The following is a 24606-nucleotide window of genomic DNA, read 5'->3' as shown; positions in this document are numbered from 1 at the left end:
GGTGTGCTGGCTGTCGGACGGGCTGCTGCGGTCGCAGGTTTTCGCCCAGGTGTTCGCAGCGCCTATTGTTGTTCCTTGTGCTCTCCGTCGTTCCACGCCCCGTAGTCGTCCGGGCCCCGTCCAAGGTGAATCTCCACCTTGCCGTCGGGGACCTGCGAGACGACGGCTATCACGAGCTGACGACGGTTTTTCAGGCATTGTCGCTGGCAGACACCCTCACGGTGGCGCCTGCGGACACCTTGACCGTGCGGGTGATCGGCGACGACGCCGCGGCCGTGCCGACCGATCGCACCAACCTCGTGTGGCGTGCCGCCGAGATGCTCGCCGTCGAGGGTGGCGTGGCCCCGAACGTCGAGATAGTCATCGAGAAAGGCATCCCCGTCGCAGGCGGAATGGCCGGCGGGAGTGCCGACGCAGCCGCCGCTTTGGTTGCGCTCAACGCTTTGTGGAAGCTCGACTTCTCGCGGCCTGATCTCGACGCTTTTGCGGCACGCCTCGGGAGTGACGTTCCGTTCTCACTGCACGGTGGCACTGCCCTCGGAACCGGCCGCGGCGAACAACTTGTCCCCGTCTTGACCCGCCACACTTTTCACTGGGTGTTGGCGCTGGCCAAGGGCGGCTTGAGCACACCGGTCGTGTTCCGCGAGCTGGACAAGCTGCGGGCAGAGGGCTCCCCGAAACGGGTGGGGAGCGCCGATGCGTTGATCCAGGCACTGACCACGGGTGACGCTCATCTGCTTGCGTCGCTGCTCGGCAACGATCTGCAGGCGGCGGCACTCTCACTCAACCCGGATCTACGACGGACGCTTCGAGCGGGCGTCGAAGCCGGAGCTTTGGCCGGCATCGTCTCCGGCTCCGGACCGACATGCGCCTTTCTCTGCGCCGACGCACAGTCCGCGGTGGAAGTGAGCGCAGAACTTGCGGGAGCGGGGGTGTGCCGCACCGTTCGCGTGGCGAGCGGACCCGTTCCCGGAGCACGAATACTCGACAATGCGGCAAAGGGACAGCACTGATGGCGAATCTGATCAATCTGGAAAACGTGTCGAAGTCTTTCGGCGTCAAGCCGTTGCTCGACGGGGTCTCCCTGGGCGTCGAGGAGGGCGAGCGCATCGGCGTCGTCGGTCTCAACGGTGGCGGTAAGACGACCATGCTCGAAGTCCTCGCGGGTGTGGAGCAGCCGGATTCGGGACGCGTCAGCCGCGTCGGCGGATTGCGTATGGCCGTCGTGACGCAGCGCGGTGTGCTGCCTCCCGGCTCCACTGTCGGTGAAGTGGTCCTGGGGCCGCTCGGAGTGGCGCAACACGAATGGGCCGGCGACGCGCGCATCCGTTCGGTGCTCTCGGGTATCGGCATCGACAACCTGGGCGCCGGTGGCGAGCGGTCCGCATTGGACGCCAAGGTCGACGGCCTGTCCGGCGGTGAGCGTCGCCGCGTGGCTCTCGCTGCGGCCCTGGTTCAGGACCTCGACCTGCTGGTGCTCGACGAGCCCACCAACCACCTCGACGTCGAAGGTGTTCAGTGGTTGGCCGAGCACCTCGTCTCGCGTCGCAGCGCGCTTGTCGTCGTGACCCACGATCGCTGGTTCCTCGACACCGTCGCCACCCGCACCTGGGAGGTTGTCGGCGGCGGCGTCGAAAGCTACGAGGGTGGCTACAACGACTGGGTGTTCGCTCGCGCCGAGCGCTCGCGTCAGGCTGACGCTTCCGAAGAGCGTCGACGCAACCTTGCACGCAAGGAACTCGCATGGCTGCGCCGCGGTGCGCCGGCCCGTACGTCCAAGCCGAAGTACCGCATCGAGGCCGCAGAGGCCCTGATCGCCGACGTTCCGGCACCTCGTGACGCGGTCGCTCTTGCGTCGTTCGCGCAGCGTCGGCTCGGCAAGGTTGTCATCGAACTCGAAGACGCGCGTCTGGAGACTCCGGACGGTCGTGTACTCGTCGAGGATCTGACCTGGCGTCTCGCTCCAGGTGAGCGTGTAGGCCTGGTCGGTGTCAACGGCTCGGGCAAGACGACTCTGTTGCGGACTCTGGCCGGCGAACTCGAGCCTGCCGCCGGAAAGCGCATTCAGGGGCAGACCGTCCACATCGGTTGGCTCAAGCAGGAACTCGACGATCTACCGACCGACATGCGCGTACTTGACGCGGTCAAGGATGTAGCCGAGCGAATCACGCTGGGAGACAAGGAAGTATCGGCGGGTCAGCTGGCTGAGCGGTTGGGCTTCACACCGGCGCGTCAGCGCACCCCAGTCGGTGATCTCTCCGGTGGTGAGCGCCGACGTCTGCAGTTGACGCGTGTCCTCATGGCCGAGCCCAACGTCCTGCTTCTCGACGAGCCGACCAACGATCTCGACATCGACACGCTTCAGCAACTCGAAGATCTGCTCGACGGCTGGGCGGGCACCATGGTGGTCATCTCGCACGACCGGTACCTGATCGAGCGCATCTGTGACACCACCTGGGCGCTCTTCGGTGACCGCAAGCTCACCAACCTGCCCGGTGGTATCGAGGACTACCTGCGTCGGCGCGCAGCAATGGGGGATGGCGACAACCCGTCGGTGGCCTCGACGGCGAGTGGTGCGTCGAAGAGCAAGCAGGTCCGTGACGGCGCCGCGGATCGCGCTGCACGCAAGGAACTTTCGAAGCTCGAGCGGTCCATTGCGAAGTTCGACGACCGAGAGAAGAAGCTGCACGCTTCCCTCGCCGACGCGGCCACCGACCCGGACAAGCTGCAGAAACTCGGCGCAGAACTCAAGCAGGTCATCGCCGACAAGGAAGCCGCCGAAGAGCAGTGGATGGAGCTCTTCGCCGAGCTGGACGGCTAGGGGAACTTCGCTGCGAACCTCTTGAAGATTCGCTCGGGATCCAGGGTTTCCGGAGCATGCCTGCGCAGCAGTGCGTCCAGAACGAGCCCGTCCAGTGCTGCGACCAACTCCGTTGCATCGGACGAGGTCATGCCGCGTTCGACCAGGATGTCGACAAACCGATCCCGACCACGCACCAGTGCCACTGCGAGGTCGGGATCGTGGAATGACGCGATGATCAGTTCGTAACGCGCCCGAGTGCGGCCGGATTCAGGCCCCAGCCACCGGGCCACCTGTTGCTTCGGCGTCTCGCCCGGGCGAGGAAGATCACCGTCCAGAAGGTGTCGCACCACCTCGACTATCAGTCCACGCTGGTTTGCGAAGTAGTGCCGTGCGCTGCCGTGTGGCACGCCCGCCTCGTCTTCGACGCCTCTCATCGACCAGGCTCGAAACCCAACCCGGCCCAGCAGGTCGAGCCCGGCGTCCAGAAGTGCTTCTCGAGTCGATTTCTCCACGCAGAGAAGATACCGTGATATCCTCTTCTCCGCTTGGAGAATTTCTCCGCACGGAGAAGTGGCCGGTGGGTCGAACTGATTGGGGTGAAGCGTGGTCATCTTTTTCGACATCCTGCTTGTGCTGTGCGTTGTTGCGATTGTGTGTTTCGCGGGATACGTCCTCTATCGCGTCGTCTTTGACGGCTAGCTGAATGGTGATGTACTTCAACAGGTCTCAAGTCTTCATGTTCCCGAAGTTGTCCGGTTTGTCTCTGGTTATCGAAAGTATGTTCGATTAAACTTTGGGCATGGACAGTCGGGAAGCCTGGCAGCTGGATGGCGAGGACCTCAAGAGTGAGGTTCTCGATCTGGTGCGCGCCCGACACGAGTTGCAGTCGCGGATGGTGTTGCTGATCGTGGAGATGTTTTCCCGGGAGGTTCTCGGTGGGAAGGGTTTTCGGGCGATCGCGCAGTGGTTGCATGGTTCGACGAATCTGGAGATCGGTGAGTGCAGTCTGCTGGTCGGGTTGGCGCGGTTGTTGATGCTCGAACCTGTTGTCGGCGATGCGTTTCACCGCGGGGATGTTGATGCGTTGAAGGCGCGGCAGGTGGCGTCGTTTTGTCAGCATCCGCCGAAGAACATGACGCCGGCGGATGTGGACAAGGCTCGCGGGATCCTGTTGGGGTTGGCGTCGAAGAACATTGCCGATTGCGATGCGGTGCGGGCGGCGATCCGGCGGATCGAGAAGCAGTACGGCAGGCGTGAGGACGGCGTCCCGGTGGGTGAGGATTCGGAGCGTAACGAGTTCTACGCCTCGAAAGGCTTGTACGGGCGGGTGACCGTGAAGGGTGATCTGGATGCTGTGAACGGGGCACGTCTGATCACGTTGTTGTCGAGCCTGTCGGCGCCGACGCCGGAGAAAGACGGCGTCAAGGACACCCGTACGCCGGCGCTGCGGCGCGCGGACGGGTTCTGCGAACTACTGCGCCGGTACGAGCGGGCGGGGCTGGGTCCGATCGAGGGCGGAGTGAAACCGCACATCACAGTCACCGCCAGTGCAAAAGACATGACCGACCTCAAAGCCTTGAAGGATCTACTGCCGTCGACTCAGGAACTGGGTTTCGCGTGGGCGGATTGGGTGGGCCCGATCAGCATCGACACCGCCCGGATGTTGGCGTGCGACTGCACAGTCACCCGGATCCTCCTGGATGAGAGTGGTGTTCCGCTCGACTGCGGTAAGGAAGCGAGAACGGCGACCGTTCCGCAGCGGCGGGCTCTTGCGGTTCGGGATGGTGGGTGTGCGTTTCCGGGGTGCGGGACTCCGTCGGGGTGGTGCGATGCCCATCATATTGTTCACTGGAACGATGGTGGCCCAACAGATCTCGACAACCTGATCTTGTTGTGCGGTCATCACCACCGGACGATGCACCACACGGAATGGCGGGTGGAGATCGGACCGGATCGGAAGACGGTGTTCTATCCACCGATGTCTGTTGATCCGTATCAGCAGCCGATCGGCGGGAACAGCCCACCCACCGCGGCGTGAATCGCGACAACTGAAGACGTGAGCACCGGGGCATCACCATGCCCCGGTGCTGACGGCTGTCTACTGTCAGAACGCTACTGTCAGAACGTGAGCGTGAGTCGCCCGTTCTCGTCGCTGATGTGAACAGTTCGCCCGATCGACGGAGGGTTGTCACCGCGAAGCTGGGTCAGTTCGGAGGCATTCTCGGGACCGGTGTGACCGGCGACGCGGCGGCCGTCCGGCGTTGCCGCGATCACGAACCCGATCTCAGGCTCCCCGGTGCGACCGTATTCGACAGAGGTAGTGACAATTTCTGCAGTGCCCTGGTAATCGGTGATCAGTTCCGGAGCCTCCGGGGTCAAAGCGCGTGCGTCGGGATCACCGACGTACCCGTCGGCATGAGCGGCGGACGACAGCAGTACGCAGTGCTGGTAGGTGAGGAATCCACCGTTGCCGTGGACGAGGGCAAGGTTCGCGCCGTCGCGAATTCGCCTGGTGACTTCAGCGACGGAATGCAGGGTGTAGCTGTTGAGCGGTCCGCCGAAGAACGAGTGTCCTCCGGTGACGCTTGGGATCGCGGTATCGGGAAGTCCGAGTTCGCGGATCAACAGCTTGGGCACGATCGGGAAGCAGCTGTAGGCATCGACGATGTCGAGTGCGTCGGCGCCGACTCCGGCACCGTCGAGTGTGCGATGTACGGCGTCATGCATCGCGGCCGAGCTGTCGAAGCTGTTGCGGCTGAGTATGTCCAACGGATCACTCGCACCTGCGCCGCCCCAGAGGTACACCAGCTTGTTTTCATCGATCCCGAACTCGCGGGCCGTCGACAACGAGCAGACGACAACGGCCGCAGCCTGATTGACGAAAGGCATGGCGTTGAGCATCAGCGGGTACGGCTCGGAGACCATCCGATTGCCGGGGCCGACGGTGCCGATCTCGTCTGCCGATCGGATCTCCGACGTCCAGGAGGCGGGATTCTTCGAAGCCAGTTCCGAGAACGCGGCGTACATCCGCGCGGACCAGTCGAGCGATTCACGGGCGTCGTGGCCCTCGGCAGCACTGAAACAGTTCTCGAAGAGCGGGTAGACACGAGTCGGCACGATGAAACCGGCGCGCTGCATTTCGGGGCTTCCCAGGTCGGTCGGATCGAATCCGGGAGGCCCACCGGGCGCGGCTGTCCACCCGATCGAGTCGGGGGCGACTCCGGACTTTCGCAGCGCGGTGCTGCTGGCGTGCGATTCGCCGCCCACGAGCAGAGCAGCCGAGGATTCACCGCGAGCGATGGCCGCGCCGATCCGATCGAGGAGCGCCGCGGGCCAGTGGCCACCGATCGGCGAGGTGGAGGTGACCGTGGGGGTCGCGCCTAATCGTGAGGCAAGCAGCCCGGGGAGATCGTCGTACGACCAGCTGACTGTCTTGATCGCGAACACGGAATCGATCTGTGTTCCCAGTTCAGCGTGTCCACTGTCGTTCAACGCGCCGACGGTGGCGTCGTGAATCAGATCGAGGGGTTCGCGGTGCCCGTCGGCAGGATTCCAGCGCAGATCGCCGACGCCGACGATGACCGGGATTCGTGATGCGTCAACCATCATGTACCTCTCGTTGCCGACCCGTAGCCGGGAGTTGCAGTCACGATATCGGGGACCCTGGTATGTGTAACTCTGGGGTCACAGTCAACAATTTCCGGGTTCCTATTTAGGTATGCCTAACGAAAGTCCTATACTCGTCTTCATGACAGCTGTGGCAGAGAGAATTTCGGTGCCCGTGGGGCCGCGTTCCATCGATCACCCCTACTCGATGACAACGGTGACTCTGAAGCTCTCTCATCAGCGGCAGTGGGCCCCGCATCGTCATCCTGAACATGAGCTGATCTGGGGAAACTCCGGTGGAATGCTCACGGTTGTCGCTGACGGCATCACCTGGGAGGTTCCGCCTTCGGCCGGACTGTGGCTGCCTGCCGGGGCGTTGCATGCCGTGAAGGCAGGTCCGGGTACGGAGTTCTTCTGCACCTACTTCCGGCCCGAGGCTCACGCCGCGCCGTCGGGTGTTCCGGGCTTGTTCGGTGTCAGCGCTCTCCTGCGTGAGGTACTCCTGCACATGCATCGGCGGAACATGCCCGACGAGGCGCGCAGTCGCGCCGAGCGGGTGGCCTTCGACATGTTGCAGCCGCTCGAAGTTGCTGCGGTGGAGGTTCCGATGCCGACCGATCCGCGAGCGTTGTTCGTCGCCGAAGCATTGGTCGCCAATCCGGCAGACCAGCGGTCGCTGTCCGAATGGGCGCTGACGGCTGGCGGTAGCGTCCGTACGCTGACGCGTGTGTTCGCGCAGGGCACTGGAATGACTTTTGCGCAGTGGCGAATTCAGGTACGTGTCCGCGCAGCATTGACGTATTTAGCTGCTGGAGTGCCGGTTTCGGTTGTCAGTAGGCGGGTCGGATACGAAACTCCGAGTGCTTTTGTCGCAGTGTTCCGCCGGGTCACCGGCCGCACACCCGGCAGCATGATGAACAAGGGGAGTGTGGCGCCCGAATCGGTGCCGTACCTTCTGCACGCTTGAGTTGGGTTGCACCGGGCGGAAGTGCTCGGTGCAACCGTCGCGGTCAACTCCGCGGCGCGGACCACGCTTCCCACAGCTCTGCGTACCGACCCCCGAGGTTGACCAACTCGTCGTGAGAGCCGTGCTCGACGACGCGGCCGTCGTCCATCACCAGGATCTGATCGGCGTCGACGGCCTGTGAGAGTCGGTGTGCCACTGTGACAGCAGTGCGACCCCGGGTCAGAGCGAGAGCGGCATCGTCGAGGACCCTGGCTCCGGCGCTGCCCGCTTCGGCGGTCGCCTCGTCGAGAATCAGCAGCGGCGGATCCAGTAATTCGATTCTTGCCAACGCAAGTTGTTGTGCCTGTGTTGCGGTCAGCCGGTGTCCACCGTCTCCGACCACGGTTTCGAGTCCGTCCGGGAGAGCCCGCAGCCAATCCGACGCGCCGACGGTATCGAGCGCCGCGGTGATGTCGTTGTCGGTTGCCGACGGGTCGGCCAGCCGCAGATCCTCGGCCAACGTGCCGGCGAAGACGTGGACCTCCTGAGTCACGAGGGCCACCGCGCTCCGAGATGTCGACGGTGGCAGTTCGTTCCGGGGCACCGTCCCGATCTTCACGACGCCTTCGGTCGGTTCGTAGGTTCCCGCGATCAGCTTTGCGACTGTAGATTTTCCGGCTCCGGTAGCGCCCACCAGTGCGGTGACGGTTCCTGCCGGAATGGTGATGTCGATGTCTCGCAGAACAGGAGCGTCGCCGCTTCGGTACGAGAATGTGACGCGTTCCAAAGAAGCTGAGCTGTCGACAGGTTCCTGCGGATCGGTCGGTGCAGATGGCACGGGCGCAAGCGTGACTCCGACCAGGCGAGCCAACGCTATTGTGCCTTCCTGCAATTCGTCGAACACACTGAGAACTGCGCCCACCGGATCGAAGAGGCGGTGGAAGAACAGGGCTGCGGCTGTGGCGGCACCGATGCTGATCTGCCCGTCTTTCACCAGCCAGAAGCCAGTGATCAGCACGGCGGACAGACCGATGAACTCCGCGATGTTGAGCCGGCCGAAGAACCTGGTGCGTAGACGCGTGGTCAACAAGCTCAGGCGGACGGCGGCCATAGATCGAGATTCGATCTGTTCGAGATGCGACTCGGCCAGGCGAAGCGATCCGACGGTGTCGGAGTTGCTCAGCGAGTCCAGGAGCTGTTGCGCACGTGCACCTTCTGCCTCCCGCTCCTCGCGGTAGACCGGTGCCGACCTCGAGAGGTACCAACGCAGCGCCTGGATCTGGATGGGTGCCGCGATCACCGCGGCGACGGCGAATCTCCAATCGAGGCTACCCAATCCGATCAGGGTCAACACGATGGTCAGTGCCGCGGTGGCAAAAACCGGAAGTGCTTCGGATACGGCCCGGGTCACCAACCGCACGTCGCCGGTGATGCGGGAGACGAGATCTCCGCGCCCGGCCCGTTCGACGTCGCTCTGCGGAAGGTCGAGAACCCGGACGACGACTTCTTCGCGAAGGTCGGCGACAACGCGCTCGCCGACGCCGGCGAGCAGGTAGTTGCTCACTCCGACGAGAAGGGATGAGGCAACCGCGATGCCGACCAACGCGAGAGTCAGTGTGCCGATGCGAGAGACAGCGTCGCCGTCTGCGTCGGTCACGGCGTCGACCATGGCGCCGAGGACCAGCGGTGTGAGCAGACCGATCGCGGTCGCGGCGGTCAGGGTGACGACTGCTGCGATCGCGGAAATCCGGTGGGGTCCCATCAACCGAAGTGCCGCGCGGCGCGCTTGTTTCGGTGTTGCGGTGGGGAGTAGTTCGTTCACAGCTCGATCACCCGATCGCAGATATCGAGCAGCACGGGGCTGCTGGTCAGAAGTATTGTGGCGTGCGCCCCGCGTACCTCGGCGATCCCGCGAGCAATGCGCGCTTCGGTGACGGAGTCGACGGCAGTGGTGGGATCGTGCAGGACCAGGACGGGAGCTTCGCTCGCCAGTGCCCTCGCCAACGCGATGCGCTGACGCTGACCGCCGGACAAAGAATTCCCTTGCTCGGTGACTCGGGTTGCGAGGCCGAGCGGCAGTGCCGAGATCACTTGATCTGCCGCAGCAGCGGCGATGGCCTCGTCGTTGCGGCTGCCGATCGGTGCGAGGGCGTCGATGTTGTCGCCGACTGTGCCGATGAACAGTGCCGCGTCGTGCGGTGCTGCCAGAACGTGAGTGCGAAGTTCGTCGATGTGCAGCTCGTGAATGGCGTTGTCGCCGAGATGAATTGTTCCGCTCGAAGGCTCGATTCGACGCGCCAGTGCGTCGACCAACGCATCCGCCCATGTGGCATTCTCGGTGACGATGCCGATGATCTCGCCGCGTTTGACGTCGAGATCGACTGGTGACGCTCCGGCCAACACGACGTCGCGCAGCGTCAGGAACTCGGAGTGATTCAGGGACACAGGTTCACCCGCGGGAGTCACAGCCTCGGTGGTCCCGAGAAGTGCTGCGACGCGGTTGGCGGAAGCACGCGCCCGTGCCAGACCGGCGCCGAAGTAGATGATGTCGATCAACGGACCCCGAAGGAACTGTGCCAGACCAACCACGGCAACGAATTCACCGACCGAGATGCTCCCGGACGCTGCCATCCGTCCGCCCACGTACGCGATGACAGCGAGGAAAGCGCCGGCGATCGCAACGTTGGCGGCGGAGTACATCGCTTGGTATCTCTGTGCGCGAAGGGTTGCTTCCAACGAAGTCCGGCTGGCTCCCCGATACCGCTGCGCTGCAGCATCTCCGGCGCCGATTCCGGAGAGGATTCGGAGTCCGGAGAGTAGATCTGCGGCTAGCGCGCCGGCCTTGGCGCCCTGCCACTGATCGGTTTCGGCTCGGCGTTCGAGCGGCCGACTGACCACCTGCATGAGAGCCAGCACCGGGGGAGTGCCGAGGATGACGAGCAGGCCGAGTGGCACCGAGATCACCAGTAGCGAAATCGCGGCGGTCAGCACTCCGCAGGCGGCCGCAAGTTTGGTGCTCAGCGTGTGCGTGAATCCGGCCACCGAACCCGCGTCGGATGTTGCAATCGAGTAGACCTCGCCCGGCATACGCCGCGGCGACATGCCGTGCGGATCGAGGCCTCGGCGCGCGATGTCCATCCGCAAGCGATGTGCTCCGTGCTCGGTGACGGAATCGGAGATGCGCGCCGCGAAGCGCCAACTGAGCAACAAGCCGGTGAAGAGAATTCCGAGAACGAGGATCCACTTTCCGAGTGCGGCGGCATCGTTGGTCGCCACAGCACGGTCGATGACCGCACCGATCACCACCGGCACCAACGCTTCCGCGACCTGGTGGCCGGTGAAGCCGACGGACGCGGCCGCCAGCTTGGCTCCGCGACCTTCGGAAGCGATCGCGCGTGTGATTACCTGACGCGGCGTGATCGCCGGGCTGGTTGGGGGACCGTTTGTCTCGGCCGAAAGAAGTGGTGTCGAAGGCACTGGGTCCACGCTAGGGATCGTGGGCGGTAGTCAGAAGTCACACCGGTGCCAATACTTGTCTTGAACAGGCCATACGTATTGCGTTGGCCGAATTGCGATAGTAGTTGGCCCCGTTGCAGCGGAGAAGGCATCGACTCATCGACGACACTGCAATAAATTAAGGTCTACCTTACTTAGCACGGGTTAACTATGTCCGGAAGTCGGATAGATCCTCGTGTTCGGGTCCGGTTCATGTTCCATCGATGTTGGAGATTGTTGTGAGTCTTGTGTTCGGCGAGGTACTTCACAAGGAGTACGTGACCCCGGGAATGGTTCGTATCGTGTTCGGTGGGGAGGAGCTGACCGCCTTCGAAACCACCGGTACCGGTGACGAATACCTGCGCCTCCACTTCCCGGTCCCGGCTACAGGCAAGTTCGTTCTTCCGGCGGAAGATCCGGATGCACCGCGCGGTTGGCGATACCCGGAGGGAGCGGAACCGTCCCCGTGCCAGCCGTACACCGTGCGACGGTTCGATTCCGAAACCAGCCGCATGACGATCGACTTCGTCGTTCACGAGGGTGGTATCGCCAGCGACTGGGCACAGAAGGCCGAGATCGGTGACAAGTTGGCGATCGGCGAGTCTCGTGGCCTCTACGAGCCCCCGGCCGACGCACGTTGGCAGGTGTTCGTCGCCGACGCGACTGGACTCCCCGCACTCGGGCGCTTGATCGAACAGTTGCCCGCCGGGATGTCGGCCAAGGCGATCGTCGAGGTGGTGGACGAGTCTCACAAGCAGCAGATCACCTCGGACGCCGACGTCGAGTTCATCTGGCTGGTCGGCAGTGGCAACGGTGTTGCACCGTCGAAGTTGCCGGACGCGGTTCGCGCGATGAACTTGCCCACCGAACTCGGATACGTGTGGGTTGCAGGCGAGAGCACGATGCTCCGTGACATCCGCAAGTACCTTCGCCACGAACTGAAGTTGCCGGGTGAGCAGTACAAGGTCATCGGCTACTGGACGTACAAAGCCGAGGTGTGGAACGCGAAGTACGAGGCCCTCGACGAAAGTGTCCGCGCGGCACTCGATGCGGCTTGGGAATCGGACCGCGACGAGGAAGAGATCCGCGACGAGGTCGAGAAGACTCTAGAGAGCGCCGGCTTGTGACCGTTGGATTCGACAAGAGTGCTGTCGACAGCGGTGCGGCGGACAAGAGTGCAGTCGACAAACACACCGAAGAACTGATCGACGAGTCGCTGCACGAGAAGCAGAAGCAACCGGACGGCCTGGTATCGACCAACTCTCGTCGTATGGCGGGTCTTCTGGTGTGTCTGGTGGTGCTCGCCGCCGTGCTCCTGCTGAGTATCGCGGTGGGATCGAAGACCATTCCGTTCGGGACCGTGATCGACGCGCTGGTGAACTACGACGACTCGAACGATCACGTGATCATCCGTGACCTGCGACTACCGCGTACTCTGCTCGGTCTGATAGTCGGTATGGCACTGGGTGTGGCCGGTGGCCTCATCCAGGCGATGACACGAAATCCCTTGGCTGATCCCGGAATTCTCGGTGTCAATGCCGGCGCGGGCTTCGCGATGGTCGTTGCCGTCGCGGTCTTCGGCTTGACCAGCATCTGGTCGTACATATGGTTCGCTTTCCTCGGAGCGGTGATAGCCACAGCGATCGTCTACACGCTGGGCTCGATCGGTCGAGGTGGTGCGACGCCCATTCGGCTGACGCTTGCCGGTGTTGCCATCGGCTCCGTGCTCGGCGGTATCTCGTCCGGGATCACCTTGCTCAACCCGACCGCCTTCGACCAGATGCGCCAGTGGAATGCCGGCTCACTCAGCGGGCGTTCGTTGGAAATCGTTCTCGCCGTCGCACCGTTCATTCTCATCGGGCTCTTCCTGGCGCTCGCGTTGGCGCGCCAACTCAACGCGGTGGCCCTGGGTGACGATCTGGCACGTTCGCTCGGTGCCAACATCACTCGTACTCGCATCCTCGGTGTCATCGCGGTGACATTGCTGTGCGGCGCGGCGACAGCTGCGGCCGGGCCGATCGGATTCGTCGGATTGATGGTTCCGCACGTCGCGAGATGGTTCGTCGGACCGGATCAGCGATGGATTCTCCCGTACACGTTGGTGTGCTCGCCGATTCTTCTTCTCTTCTCCGACGTCGTCGGCCGAATCGTGCTGCGCCCGGGTGAACTTCAGGTCGGCATCGTCACGGCCTTCATCGGCGCTCCGGTGCTGATCATGCTGGTGCGTCGAAGCAAGGTGAGCGGTCTGTGAGCATCGATTTCGGGCGCGCCACCACGGTGGTGCGCTCACCCAAAGAAGGCTGGTCCGCGCGGATCGACGTCCGCACGGTCACAGTCTGCCTCGTCCTCGTTGCGCTTGCATTGGCCATCGGTGTCATCGCGCTCGGTAGTGGTGACTACCAAGTGCCGATCGGGGACGTCCTCGGTGCACTGTTCGGCGAAGCCCCCGCGCGTATCCACATGGTCGTCGTGGAATGGCGTCTGCCCCGAGTTCTGTTGGCGCTGATGCTCGGTGCGGCGCTCGGTATGAGCGGTGCGATCTTCCAATCGCTGACCAGGAACCCGTTGGGTAGCCCGGACATCATCGGCTTCAACTCCGGTGCGTACACGGGCGCTCTGGTGGTCATCCTCCTCATCGGTGGTACTTACTACGAGATCGCAGTCGGTGCTCTGGTGGGCGGAATCGCCACCGCAGCAGTTGTTTATCTCCTTGCGTACAAGCGAGGTGTGCAGGGATTCCGGTTGATCATCGTCGGTATCGCCATCAGCGCGATGTTGGGCTCGGTCAACACCTGGATGATCCTCAAGGCGAAACTTGACGACGCCATGGCTGCCGCAGTGTGGGGTGCCGGTTCGTTGAACGGACTCGGCTGGACTCAGGTGTGGCCGGTGGTCGTCGTGCTGGCCATCCTCGTTCCGCTGATCCTGGTGTTGGGCAGGCGGATGCAGATGCTCGAGATGGGCGACGACGCCGCCAAGGCGCTCGGCGTCCGGGCCGAACCCACGCGGCTTTCCCTGGTTGTTCTCGGCGTCGCCCTGACGGCCATGGTGACAGCAGCGGCCGGTCCCATCGGGTTCGTCTCGCTGGCGGCTCCGCAGTTGGTGAGGCGATTGACCGGTAGTGCCGGAGTGACCCTGCTGCCGTCGGCAGCAATGGGTGGCGCGTTGCTGATGGTCAGCGACTGGGTGGCGCAGCGAGCTTTCGCGCCGACACAGTTGCCGGTCGGCGTCGTCACCGTCTCCATCGGTGGCATCTATTTCGTATGGCTTCTCGCGCGAGAGGCACGTAAGCAGTGATCGGTGAAGGAACGAGGAACAGCGTGAACGAGACAAGTACGGCCGCCGTCGTGGTCGAAAGGACGAATCGGCTTCGCGCCGAGGACGTCACGATCGGTTACGACAAGCGCGTCATCTCGGAACACCTCGACGTCGAAATCCCCGACGGTGGCTTCACCGTCATCGTCGGTCCCAATGCCTGCGGCAAGTCGACGCTTCTGCGTGCGCTGTCCCGGTTGCTCAAGCCGACCACCGGCAAGGTCCTTCTCGACGGTAAGACGATCACGTCGTACCCGGCAAAGGAAGTTGCGAGGCGACTCGGGCTTCTGCCGCAGACGTCGATCGCGCCGGACGGAATCAAAGTCGCCGATCTGGTTGCGCGAGGGCGTTATCCGCACCAGAAGCTGATCCGCCAGTGGTCCCGAGAGGACGAGGCCGCCGTCATCAAGGCGATGGAAGCAACCAAGGTCACGGATCTGTCGGCCAGGCCGGTCGACGAACTGTCCGGTGGTCAGCGCCAACGTGTCTGGGTAGCTATGGTTCTCGCGCAGCAGACTCCGTTGGTGCTACTGGACGAGCCGACGACGTTCCTCGACATCGCGCACCAGATCGAGCTGCTGGAACTCTGCCGCGATCTGAACGAGAACGACGGACACACGCTGGTGGCGGTGCTTCACGATCTCAATCACGCGTGCCGCTACGGAACTCACATCATCGCGATGAAGGACGGCGCGGTGGTCGCCGAGGGCCCGCCCGCGGAGATCATCACCGAAGAACTGGTGCAGGAGGTGTTCGGCATGGCGTGCCGCATCATCGACGATCCGGTTTCCCACACACCGCTGGTCATTCCGCTGGGACGCGAGCGTCAGCGAAACATCGAAGGAGCAAAGGTATGACACTCGTCCTGGATGCGCAGGTTACCGACACGGAGTGGGCTCAGATCGTCGACCGCATTTCGCGACGCCGATTCTTCGGTGGCGCAGCTGGTGTGGCTGCAGCATTGGCGCTGAGCGCCTGCGGAAGCTCCGATGGCGAATCCGACTCTGCCAGTGACACTCTCCCGTACACGTGGGCCGAGTTCAGCGGCGACGTTCCGCGCGACCCGAAGCGTGTGGTGGTGCTCGACGGCCGCGTCGACCTCGAATTCGCGATGATGATGGACTACCCGATCGTCGGATCGGGCAACTTCTGGTTCCCCGACGCCAAGGCAGGATTCCAGTTTCCCGGCCGCACCATCGAGGACGCGAGCTTCGTCAACGTCGCCGGCGACTTCTCCACCAACTTCGAGGCTCTGCTCGCTCTCGAGCCCGATCTGATCGTCATCACTGCGATCGGATACACCAGTGACTGGTACGGCACCGAGCGCTTGTCTTCCATCGCGCCGCTGTTGGTCGTCGGCGACGACGTCGAACCGATTGCCGGGCACCCGGTCGACTGGCGAGGTGCTCTGATGGCGCAGGCGAGCCAGCTCGACCGGGTGACGATCGCCGAGGCTTCCATTGCGGAGTACGACGACAAGCTCGCGAGACTGCGACCGATGTTGCAGGAGAAGCTGGGCGGAAAGAAGATCGTGTTCGGCGTTCAGACGCCGACGGGCTTCCTTGTGCATCAGCGGAATCTGCGAATCAGTGTTGCACTCGATGCCGGCCTGGACGTGCTTTTCCGTGACGACGACAATGCAGAGAACTCGTTCGAGTTGTCGTTCGAGCAACTCGACACCTTGGCTCCGGCGGATGTGATCATCGCCCAAGCACGCGATCAGGAAGCGCTCGACGCGATCAAGTCGCAGCCGACGTGGCAGCGGTTGCCTGCAGTTCAAGCGGGCAACGTGTTGACCAGCGACGCGCGATACAACCAAGGATTTGCGCTCACCGCGGCCATCTTCCTCGACGTTCTCGAGGAAGCGGCCGGACGAATCACTACTGGGCAGTAATTCAGGCGACGTTGCGGGCCTGGTCGAGTAGTTGTGCAACCTGCTCGAACCAGGCGCCGTAATTGGCGTAGGTGTTGGGACGCTTGTCGTCGAAGTCGATCACCTGGTTCGCGGTCACCGCGGGCAGCTTGACGAACACGGGTGATGCCGCGAATGCCTCTGCCGACTTCGCGAACTGGAACACGATGTCCGCCGGATAGTCCGGTACCTGTTCCCAGCTGAGATCGGCCCAGCCCTTGTCACCTCCCGGACCGGTGAACTTCACGCCCAGTTCCTTCAGGTAACCGAACTGAGCGAGCGCCGTTGTGCCTGCGTACAACTCGGAGCTGTCACCGTTCAGGGCGAGGACTTCGATGTCGTCGACCTTGGCCGCAGCAGTTCGGATGCGCTCTGCACCGGATTCGAATGCTTCCTTGCCCTCGCGTGCTGCGGCTGTGTCGGTGTCCCCGCCGAGAGCTTCGGCGAGTGAGGCGTACTCGTTCAACACGTCCGGTGTCGAGGCTCCGGAGAACTTGACGCCGACAAACGGTGCAACATTGTTGACGGTCTTGCCCATCGGCTCGTCCCACCAAGTCCATCGTGTCGGGTCGTCGCTGTTGCCGTACCCGATGACCAGGTCTGGGTCCAGCGCCGCAAGAGCTTCCGCGCTGAGTTCACCTTCACGGCCGACGACGGTCATCGTCGACTCGTCAGCGCGATCGGTGACGTCTGGATTGCCGACGCCGTAACCGAAGATGCCGACCGGCCGAATGCCGTAGTCCCACAGAGCCGCAGCGGAGTACGCGTCGACGACGATCCGCTCCGGGGCGTGGTCGAGGGTGATCGTGTTTCCGTATCCCGTTGTGTAACTCCAGGACTGGTCGGCAGACCTGGTCTCGGTAGAGGGCGCTGCGTCGCTACTTCCGCAACCGGCGAGTAGGAGCGTGGCGACGGCGGGTAGTGCGGCGAAGCCGGCGAGCCGGCGATTGATTTTCATGAGAACCTTCCGAACATGGCGAAATAAGCTAGGTAAGCCTAACCTGACATGTCATTCGGGTGTTCTCGGGGTCAGTTGCCCTGCCACATCTGAAGCCATTCGCTCCAGGACGGGGGAGTGATCGTTGGTCGAGGTGTTCCGCCACGAAGTCCGTCGAGCATGAAGTCGAGATAGCGCGTGTGTATTTCGGTGGCTCGCTCACCCTCGATCGGCAGAGTCGGCCGCAGATGCACTGTCATGAGCATGACGTCTGCAGCAGTGAAGTCGGGCGGGACTTCGCGAGCGTCGATGCAGACGTCGACCATCGATTGCAGTGCGGCCTCCAATTCTTCGGCGGCACGAGTGACTTCGGCGTGTTCAGGTAACTTGCCGCCGAGGACCGGAATGAGCGGTCCCACTGATTCGGTGAGATATCGCGAGAAGAACGTCTTCAATACGGCTTCATCGGTTTTCGCGGTGCTCATGCACTCTCGGGCGAGGGTGGCGAGGTGGTCGATCGCCCAGACGCGCAGGGATTGCGCCAGTTCCTCCTTGCCTCGGTATCGGCGATAGATGCTGCCTACTCCCACTCCGGCCCGGGTGGCAATTGCCGATACCGGTGCATTCCAACCCTGTTCGGCAAAAATCTCGCGCGCTGCTCGCAGTACGGTGACGTCGTTGTCTGCGGCTTCTCGGGCGCGTCCGGGGAGGCTCGCATTCTCTTTCGCCATTCCCACAGGCTAGCAATGCATGGTTTACTCAATCGGAACGGAGTGTTCCGTTCCGATTCGATTCATGATTGGAGGAAGGTGTCGATGACAACCTTGGCGGAGGCGCCCACGCGATCCGGGAGCCGGGTGATCGCCGCGCTTGCGGGGGCGGTACTCGTCTACTCGCTCATGCAGACCATGCTGGTACCGGCGTTGCCGGTGTTGGGTGAGCATTTCGACACGTCCGTGGCGGTGACCGGCTGGATCCTGACGGCGTACCTGTTGGCGGCCGCGGTGATGGCTCCGATAGTCGGCGCGATGGGTGACCGATTCGGCGACAAGCGAGTCCTGGTGATCGTCCTGATCATCTTCGCTCTCGCGACATTTGCCGCGGCAGCCGCCCCGAATATCGGGGTGCTGCTTGTCGTTCGAGCTGTCCAGGGAGTGAGCATGGCGAGCTTCCCGCTTGCGATGGCAGTACTGCGGAGAACGGTAGTAGGTCCCGAGTTGTCTTCAGGGATAGGTTGGCTCGCTGGGACTTTGGGAATCGGTGCCGGAAGTGCACTGGTGATCGGCGGTGTCATCCTCGAGTATCTCAGTTGGCAGTGGTTGTTCGTGATCACCGGGATCTTGATCGTGCTCGCATTGGTCGCAGTGGTGGCCGTGGTTCCGGGCTCGCATCGCCGCCCGGGTATGCCGACGGACTGGGCCGGTGCCGGCGCTCTGGCGTTCGGATTGGTGAGCCTGCTCTTGGCGATCACGAAAGCCTCCGACTGGGGAGTTTTGTCGCTCGGATTCTGGGGTCTGGTGGTAGTCGCGTTCGTTTCGTTCGCGACACTGATTGCCGTCGATTCCCGCCACGACGCGCCGATCGTCGACATGCGAGTTTTTCGGGACAAGCCGATGATGATCACCAGCGCACTCACCCTGGTGTTCGGGTTCGTGCCGTACATTTTCTATATCTGTCTGCCGCGGATCCTCCAGGCGCCGGAAACGTCCACGTATGGAAGCGGATTCACCGTTGTGCAGACCGGCTTGGCGCTCTTGCCCGCCGCTGTCCTCGTCTTTCTCGGTGGCCGCTTGACGCCGGCTCTCGCGCGGCGATTCGGGCCGCGGGTGCCCGCTGTCATAGCGCTGGCCCTCATGGCGGCGGGCGCAGTCGGACTCGCGATCTGGCCGAGTTCGGTGGTTGCGATCGTGGCGTTCTTTTCCCTCGTCGGATTGGGGAACGGCGTGGGGTTCGCGGTCTGTGCTCTGTTGGTTGCCTCGATCGTCCCGCCATCGGAAATGGCAGCAGCCAGTGGAGTCAACAGTGTGATCAGAACCGTCGGTTCGGCGGTGGGCGCCCCGGTGACCACAGCGGTCCTGGCGATCGGCATTTCCGGCGACTCGTTCGCGCTGGCGTTCGTGATGGGTGCCGTCATCAGTGTTGTCGCCTGTCTGCCGGCGATTGCACTTCCAGCGACGAGGACTGCACAAAAGGCGTGACTTATTGTAGGCTCCCCTAATCGAGACAGCGTGTAACTAAAGCGGGGAGAGAAGGATGCGGCAGCAGTGGGGCCTGCGAGCAACGGCACTCGCAGCGACAGCAACGGCGCTTGTCGGTTGCTCCGTGGGCGGCGATGACGCAGACGCATCGGAAACAGGCGAGTCGTCGGCCGTACCTGCACCTCAGAAACTGCTCGCACTGGACGAGTTCGCAGCGCTCAACGCACTCACGCTCGGGGTCAAGCCCGATACGGTCTTCGCCACGCTGCAGTCGCAGGCGGCGAAGGAGATATTGCAGAGTGAGGGGATCGAGGTCGTCGACAAACCGACGTTCTTCCAATCACCAGATGTGGAGCAGATCGCGGCCGTTCATCCTGACCGAATCCTGCTCAGTGATGTCGGCTCGTTGACGTCGATCACCGCGCAGGCCAACGAGATTGCCCCGACGACGGTGCTCGCCTATGCGGCGCCGTGGCGCGAAGTTCTGAATACCGCGGCGACGGCACTGGGTCGAGAGTCCGAAGCTCGCGAAATCGTGTCGAGGCTCGAGACCAAATTTGCCGAAGTATCCGGAACGGTCGAGGCGCAACCGCAGACGCTGTCAGTGCTGGTGGGATTCTCCGGCGGCATTTACACCGTCATCCCACAGTCGCCGATGTCCTCGATCATCGAGGAAGCCGGTTTCGGGCGCCCGCAAGCCGAACTCGACGCGAAGATCGGCCCCAACACAGGTGTTGCCACGTCTTCGGTGTCAGGCGAGGAGGTCGGACAGCACGCGGCGGACGCGATGGTCGTGACCTCGGGCAACATCTACGACGGCGCTCTAGTTCACGCAAATCCACTGTTCAACGAGATCTCCGCAGTGAAGGCCGGACGCACAGTGGACGTGAGCGGTGAACTTTGGTTCGGCAGTTATCCTTTCGCGGTCTACTGGATCCTCGAAGACCTCGAGGCTCTTGCCGATCGCACTCTCACCGGCGCGGAACTCCAAGGCCGCATCGCATCCGACGCCGACGCAGTAACCCGATGGAAGGCGTTCTCGAAATGACGACGACACAGGCTACGAAAGCAGACATTTCATCTGAAGAGACCGACGCATCACAAGGAGCGACGGCCGAAGCCTCGCAAGCCAAAGCTGAAGCGGCGGCGCACAAGAGCGCGCTTCGCGAACTCCTTGCGCCAGTTCGTACACGGACCACCATCGCGATGGTGATGCAGGTGATCGCCGCGGTCGCGGCCATCGTGCCGTACGTGGCCATCGCCGAGTTGGGTAAGACGCTGATCGTGGGCGGCGACATCGACTCGTCTCGCGTCTGGACGATCGTGTGGGTGGTCGTCTTCGGTCTGGGTATGCGCGCGTTCTTCGGAGGCGGTGCATTGATCGTGACGCACTTCGCCGATGTCAATCTTCAAGCTGTGCTTCGGCGTCGAATCGCAGCGACACTCGGTCGACTTCCACTGGGCTGGTTCACCTCCCACTCGTCCGGAACCGTACGCAAAGCCGCGCAGAACGACATTTCCGATCTCCACTACCTGGTTGCGCACAGCGCCGTCGAGACCACCGGCGCCATCGCGGTGCCGCTCGTCGGGCTCGGCTACGTGATCTCGATCGACTGGCGTCTGGGACTGGTCGCGATTGCCACCCTCCCGATCTACATGATCGCCTACGCGATGATGACCAAGGACATGGCCGTCAAGATGAGCCGGATGAATGAGGGCATCGCGGCCATCAGCAACACCATCGTCGAGTTCGTCACCGGCATCGCAGTGGTCAAGACCTTCGGTCAGGACAAGCAGTCACATTCTCGATACCGCAACGCTGCCAAGGCGTTTGCCGTCTCGTACGAGGGCTGGGTTCGCCCGATGCTTCGGACCGAGGCGCTGGCCTCGATTGCGTTGAGCGCACCGGTTGTGCTGGTGGTCAACCTTGGCCTCGGCTCGTGGTTCGTTCACTCCGGATGGGTGTCACCCGTCGATGTGCTGACCAGTTCTCTTGTCGCGATGGTGATTCCGGTGTCGGTGACGACCATCGGTTTCGGTATGCAGGCACGCCGTGAGGCAGCCGCCGCTGCGGCGCGACTGATCGCGCTGTTCGCAACCGACGCTCTGCCGGAAACCGATCATCCGAAAAAGCCTGTGGGGAACGAAGTTCGATTCTCCGGAGTTTCCTTTGCATACGACGACGGCGCCGACGTTCTGACCGACATTGATCTGACGCTGCCGGAGGGCACGGTGACGGCGCTGGTCGGACCTTCGGGTTCGGGTAAGTCGACGCTGGCGACGTTGGTTCCGAGGTTCCACGACGTGCGTGCCGGATCCGTGGCCATCGGTGGTGTCGACGTCAGGGAAGTCGCTACCGACGAGCTGTACCGCCACGTCGGATTCGTTCTGCAGGACGTGCAGCTGGTCGAAGCGACCGTGCTCGACAACATTCGGCTTGCCCGACCGCAGGCGACTTCGGCCGAGGTGAAGGCCGCTGCCGCAGCCGCGCAGATCGACACCCGAATCGAAGCGCTCCCGAGGGGGTACGACTCGGTGGTCGGGGTCGACGCCAGATTCTCGGGTGGTGAAGCCCAAAGAGTCTCCATCGCGCGTGCGATTCTCTCGGACACTCCTGTTCTCGTGCTCGACGAGGCAACCGCGTTCGCCGACCCGGAGTCCGAAGCCGATATCCAAGAAGCGCTGTCGCGCTTGACGGTCGGCCGCACGGTGCTGGTGATCGCGCACCGGTTGGCTTCGATTGTGAGTGCCGATCAGATCGTGGTCCTCGACGCCGGACGGATCGTGGAGAAGGGCACGCACGATCAGCTCGTGGCGAGTGGTTCAACCTATGCGCGGATGTGGGCGAGTCACAGTCGGGCCGACTCGATTGAACACAGTCGGGCCGACTCGATTGAACGCAACACCGCGGGTAAGTCTGACGCAGCAGGAAAGGCCAACTCATGATTCGCGACCTCTTCCGGATACTCGGCCCGCAGAATCAGGGCCGTTATCGCGAGTTCCTGGTGTGGGCAGTGTTGTACGGCGTGATGCAGGGTTTGGCAGTGGCGCTTCTGGTCCCTGCGGTGCAGGCACTGTTCGATCAGAACTGGGGCAGTTTCGTTCGGTGGCTCGCCGCCATGGCCGTATGCGCTGTGATCAGTTCGATTGCGCACTACCTGCAGGCGATGAAGGGTTTCGAGTCGGCCCTCACTCTGCTGCGGACGATGCATCTGCGCCTGGGAGATCATCTCGTCACTCTGCCGCTCGGCTGGTTCGGCGCCGGCCGACTCGGGCAGGTATCGCAGGTTGCCAGCAAGGGCACCATCTCGGTGATGGGGGCCGCTGCGCACCTGATGACACCGATCATCTCCGGAATTGCCAGCCCGGCAACCATTGTCGTGTGCATGTTGTTCTTCGACTGGCGGCTCGGGCTCGCGCTGGTAATCAGCGTTCCGATTCTCTTCGCGGCAGCACGATTTGCCTCGACGATGACTGCCAAGGCCGACGATCGGGCTCATGCAGCGGCCGTCGAATCGAACAATCGAGTGCTCGAATACGCGCGTTGCCAACCGGTCCTGCGTGCTTTCGGACGCACCCACGGGGTGTACGAACCGCTCGACGACGCGATCGAAGCGCAACACACTGCCGGTCGTTCACAACTGTGGTTCGTGGTGATCGGGTCCGTGGTCAACGGGATCGCCCTGCAATTCGTGTTCTCTGCCGTGATCATCTTGGGCGCGTTCCTCGCGCTCGGCGGCGACATCGATCCGGTCACGTTGATCGCGCTACTCGGACTGACCGCACGGTTCATCCAGCCGCTGGGTGAGATCGGCGAGTTCGGCGGTGCAATCAGAATGGCACGCAATGAAATCCGGCGAATGTCCGAGATCCTCGAAGTTGAACCAATGGTCGAACCCGATACCAGCGGGACGGCGACGGGGGAGACGGCAGTGCAGTTCGACGCCGTCGACTTCGGATACGCGGACGGTGGGCAGGTTCTGCGAAACATCTCCTTCGACGTGCCACGGAAGTCGTTGACGGCGTTGGTCGGTCCGTCAGGGTCCGGCAAAACCACCGTCACCCGGTTGATCTCGCGCTTCTACGACGTCGACTCCGGTGTGGTGCGTGTCGGCGGCGTCGACGTGCGGGACCTCACGAGTGCCGACCTGATGTCGCAGCTGTCTCTGGTCTTCCAGGACGTGTACCTCTTCGACGACACGTTGATCGCGAACATCCGCCTCGGCCGCCCCGAAGCCACGGACGAGGAAGTCTTCGACGTGGCTCGGATCGCGGGCGTCGCGGAAATCGTCGAGCGGCTTCCGCGGGGTTGGGACACCCGTGTCGGTGAGGGCGGGACGGCACTGTCCGGTGGAGAGCGGCAGCGGGTCTCCATTGCGCGCGCACTCCTCAAACGCGCACCTGTCGTTCTGCTCGACGAGGCGACGGCCGCGCTCGATCCCGAGAACGAGGCACACGTGCAGCGTGCGATGCAAGAACTCGCCAGGGAAAGCACACTGCTCGTGATCGCTCACAAACTGTCGACCGTCGTGGCCGCAGATCAGATCATCGTGCTCGGTGACGACGGATCGATCGTCGAAGTGGGAACCCACGAAGTTCTGCTCGCAGCCGGTGGGAACTACGCCGCGTTCTGGAACCAGCGCCACCGTGCGTCGGGATGGCGGTTGGTAGCGGGCTGAGCAGGTGGCAAGCTGAGCAGAATGCAGACCGGAAAGAAGACGGGGCGGCCGCCGACGTTGTCGACAGTGGACATCGTCGAGGCCGCCCTGGCCGGTGATCTGAGTGAACTGACCATGCCGAGCGTGGCAAAGCGGCTGGGCGTCAGTCATTCTGCACTTTATCGCTACTTCGCAGACCGCGAAGCGCTGCTGCGTGCCTGCTCGGATCATGTTGTGCGTCAGACTGTATGGCCCGATACGAATCGTCCGTGGCGCGAATTCCTGAAGGATTTCTGCGACGTTCTGTGGTCCTCGTTCGAGCGCTATCCAGGTCTGGCCCAGGTCGGGCTCGCAGTTCCGGGCACGCCGCCGGCGATAGTCGAGATCGTGGAGAAACTGGTCGGTTCGTTGACTGCGCAAGGCTTCACACCCCACGATGCGATATTGGCGGTGGACTTCATCTCCGAGGTGACGATGACGCAGTTCGCAATGATGGCGGCGATGGACAAGACCGTCAGCTCCGCCGATTCACGTTCCGCGCGAGAGGCGTATCAGGAAAGTTGGAATGCATCGGAGTCGTTGACCGAGGGAATCGGCGACGAATCGACGTGGCACGGGCGAGGTTGGTTGGACGAGAAGATCACGATCATGCTCGACGGCCTGGAAAAGCGTGTTATCGGCTGACATTTCTACTAGCTTTGAGAGTAATGCCCGTTTCGGCGTGATACAGGCTAAT

The 24606-nt window shown here is 63.0% G+C and carries 20 protein-coding genes; 14 read left to right on the top strand and 6 right to left on the bottom strand.

Features of this window, described 5'->3' with window-relative positions; translation table 11 throughout:
* The first annotated feature begins 77 nt into the window (after nucleotides 1–77).
* Nucleotides 78–1013 carry a 4-(cytidine 5'-diphospho)-2-C-methyl-D-erythritol kinase gene (locus EHW12_RS21615; protein WP_042921272.1) on the top strand — a complete coding sequence of 312 codons (936 nt, stop codon included), beginning with the start codon at nucleotides 78–80 and terminating at the stop codon, nucleotides 1011–1013.
* A complete protein-coding gene (locus EHW12_RS21610; RefSeq protein WP_003946255.1) occupies nucleotides 1013–2821 on the top strand; it encodes an ABC-F family ATP-binding cassette domain-containing protein in 1809 nt (602 codons plus the stop codon). The genes EHW12_RS21615 and EHW12_RS21610 overlap by 1 nt, the downstream gene beginning before the upstream one ends.
* Here EHW12_RS21610 and EHW12_RS21605 read toward each other — a convergent pair.
* Entirely contained in the window at nucleotides 2818–3315 is a 498-nt protein-coding gene (locus tag EHW12_RS21605) for a TetR family transcriptional regulator (RefSeq protein ID WP_125051732.1), read from the bottom strand. The genes EHW12_RS21610 and EHW12_RS21605 overlap by 4 nt on opposite strands.
* 287 nt (nucleotides 3316–3602) lie before the next feature.
* Here EHW12_RS21605 and EHW12_RS21600 point away from each other — a divergent pair, with 287 nt between their 5' ends.
* Nucleotides 3603–4841: an HNH endonuclease signature motif containing protein gene (locus EHW12_RS21600; protein ID WP_125051730.1), complete on the top strand. Its 1239-nt coding sequence runs from the start codon at nucleotides 3603–3605 to the stop codon at nucleotides 4839–4841.
* 80 nt (nucleotides 4842–4921) lie between these two features.
* Here the strand turns inward: EHW12_RS21600 and EHW12_RS21595 are convergent, their stop codons facing one another.
* The gene (locus EHW12_RS21595; RefSeq protein WP_050654510.1) at nucleotides 4922–6412 is read right to left on the bottom strand and encodes an acetyl-CoA acetyltransferase; all 1491 of its coding nucleotides are present in this window, start codon (nucleotides 6410–6412) and stop codon (nucleotides 4922–4924) included.
* A 139-nt stretch (nucleotides 6413–6551) separates the two neighbouring features.
* Here EHW12_RS21595 and EHW12_RS21590 point away from each other — a divergent pair, with 139 nt between their 5' ends.
* A complete protein-coding gene (locus EHW12_RS21590) occupies nucleotides 6552–7376 on the top strand; it encodes an AraC family transcriptional regulator (protein WP_003946247.1) in 825 nt (274 codons plus the stop codon).
* Between the two features lie 43 nt (nucleotides 7377–7419).
* Here EHW12_RS21590 and EHW12_RS21585 read toward each other — a convergent pair whose 3' ends face one another.
* On the bottom strand, nucleotides 7420–9177 hold the full coding sequence (locus EHW12_RS21585; RefSeq protein WP_125051728.1) for an ABC transporter ATP-binding protein: 1758 nt from the start codon (nucleotides 9175–9177) through the stop codon (nucleotides 7420–7422).
* Nucleotides 9174–10832 carry an ABC transporter ATP-binding protein gene (locus tag EHW12_RS21580; protein WP_241199025.1) on the bottom strand — a complete coding sequence of 553 codons (1659 nt, stop codon included), beginning with the start codon at nucleotides 10830–10832 and terminating at the stop codon, nucleotides 9174–9176. The genes EHW12_RS21585 and EHW12_RS21580 overlap by 4 nt, the downstream gene beginning before the upstream one ends.
* Nucleotides 10833–11089: 257 nt before the next feature.
* On the opposite strand from EHW12_RS21580, the gene EHW12_RS21575 reads away from it, so the two are divergent.
* From EHW12_RS21575 to EHW12_RS21555, 5 genes are read left to right on the top strand one after another with little or no spacing between them, the layout of a single operon-like run.
* Complete coding sequence (locus EHW12_RS21575; protein WP_235808371.1) at nucleotides 11090–11977, top strand: siderophore-interacting protein; 888 nt, start codon at nucleotides 11090–11092, stop codon at nucleotides 11975–11977.
* Nucleotides 11974–13101: a Fe(3+)-siderophore ABC transporter permease gene (locus tag EHW12_RS21570; protein ID WP_003946222.1), complete on the top strand. Its 1128-nt coding sequence runs from the start codon at nucleotides 11974–11976 to the stop codon at nucleotides 13099–13101. Before EHW12_RS21575 ends, EHW12_RS21570 begins: the two co-directional genes overlap by 4 nt.
* Nucleotides 13098–14147 (top strand): iron-enterobactin ABC transporter permease, encoded by a 1050-nt coding sequence (fepG, locus tag EHW12_RS21565; RefSeq protein WP_003946259.1) that lies wholly within the window; start codon nucleotides 13098–13100, stop codon nucleotides 14145–14147. Before EHW12_RS21570 ends, fepG begins: the two co-directional genes overlap by 4 nt.
* Nucleotides 14148–14170: 23 nt before the next feature.
* Nucleotides 14171–15022 carry an ABC transporter ATP-binding protein gene (locus EHW12_RS21560; protein WP_042449225.1) on the top strand — a complete coding sequence of 284 codons (852 nt, stop codon included), beginning with the start codon at nucleotides 14171–14173 and terminating at the stop codon, nucleotides 15020–15022.
* Nucleotides 15019–16059, top strand: coding sequence for an ABC transporter substrate-binding protein (locus EHW12_RS21555; RefSeq protein ID WP_050654511.1), 1041 nt, complete (start codon nucleotides 15019–15021; stop codon nucleotides 16057–16059). Before EHW12_RS21560 ends, EHW12_RS21555 begins: the two co-directional genes overlap by 4 nt.
* A gap of 1 nt (nucleotide 16060) precedes the next feature.
* Here EHW12_RS21555 and EHW12_RS21550 read toward each other — a convergent pair whose 3' ends face one another.
* Both EHW12_RS21550 and EHW12_RS21545 read right to left on the bottom strand, forming a co-directional pair.
* Nucleotides 16061–17035 carry an ABC transporter substrate-binding protein gene (locus EHW12_RS21550; RefSeq protein ID WP_050654512.1) on the bottom strand — a complete coding sequence of 325 codons (975 nt, stop codon included), beginning with the start codon at nucleotides 17033–17035 and terminating at the stop codon, nucleotides 16061–16063.
* A gap of 71 nt (nucleotides 17036–17106) precedes the next feature.
* Nucleotides 17107–17745, bottom strand: coding sequence for a TetR/AcrR family transcriptional regulator (locus tag EHW12_RS21545; RefSeq protein ID WP_125051724.1), 639 nt, complete (start codon nucleotides 17743–17745; stop codon nucleotides 17107–17109).
* A gap of 84 nt (nucleotides 17746–17829) precedes the next feature.
* Between EHW12_RS21545 and EHW12_RS21540 the strand changes: the two genes are divergently transcribed.
* The 5 genes from EHW12_RS21540 to EHW12_RS21520 are packed head-to-tail and all read left to right on the top strand — an operon-like array spanning nucleotide 17830 to nucleotide 24554.
* Nucleotides 17830–19212, top strand: coding sequence for an MFS transporter (locus EHW12_RS21540; RefSeq protein WP_042449222.1), 1383 nt, complete (start codon nucleotides 17830–17832; stop codon nucleotides 19210–19212).
* 55 nt (nucleotides 19213–19267) lie between these two features.
* Nucleotides 19268–20260: an ABC transporter substrate-binding protein gene (locus tag EHW12_RS21535; RefSeq protein ID WP_064687524.1), complete on the top strand. Its 993-nt coding sequence runs from the start codon at nucleotides 19268–19270 to the stop codon at nucleotides 20258–20260.
* A complete protein-coding gene (locus tag EHW12_RS21530; protein WP_241199024.1) occupies nucleotides 20257–22158 on the top strand; it encodes an ABC transporter ATP-binding protein in 1902 nt (633 codons plus the stop codon). Before EHW12_RS21535 ends, EHW12_RS21530 begins: the two co-directional genes overlap by 4 nt.
* Complete coding sequence (locus EHW12_RS21525) at nucleotides 22155–23891, top strand: ABC transporter ATP-binding protein (RefSeq protein ID WP_063316785.1); 1737 nt, start codon at nucleotides 22155–22157, stop codon at nucleotides 23889–23891. Before EHW12_RS21530 ends, EHW12_RS21525 begins: the two co-directional genes overlap by 4 nt.
* A gap of 21 nt (nucleotides 23892–23912) precedes the next feature.
* A complete protein-coding gene (locus tag EHW12_RS21520) occupies nucleotides 23913–24554 on the top strand; it encodes a TetR/AcrR family transcriptional regulator (RefSeq protein ID WP_125051720.1) in 642 nt (213 codons plus the stop codon).
* Nucleotides 24555–24606: the final 52 nt, after the last annotated feature.

The organism is Rhodococcus sp. NJ-530, from assembly GCF_003860625.1.
In the GTDB taxonomy this organism is placed as follows: domain Bacteria; phylum Actinomycetota; class Actinomycetes; order Mycobacteriales; family Mycobacteriaceae; genus Rhodococcus_F; species Rhodococcus_F qingshengii.
This window is presented reverse-complemented; position numbering and strand designations above follow the sequence as displayed.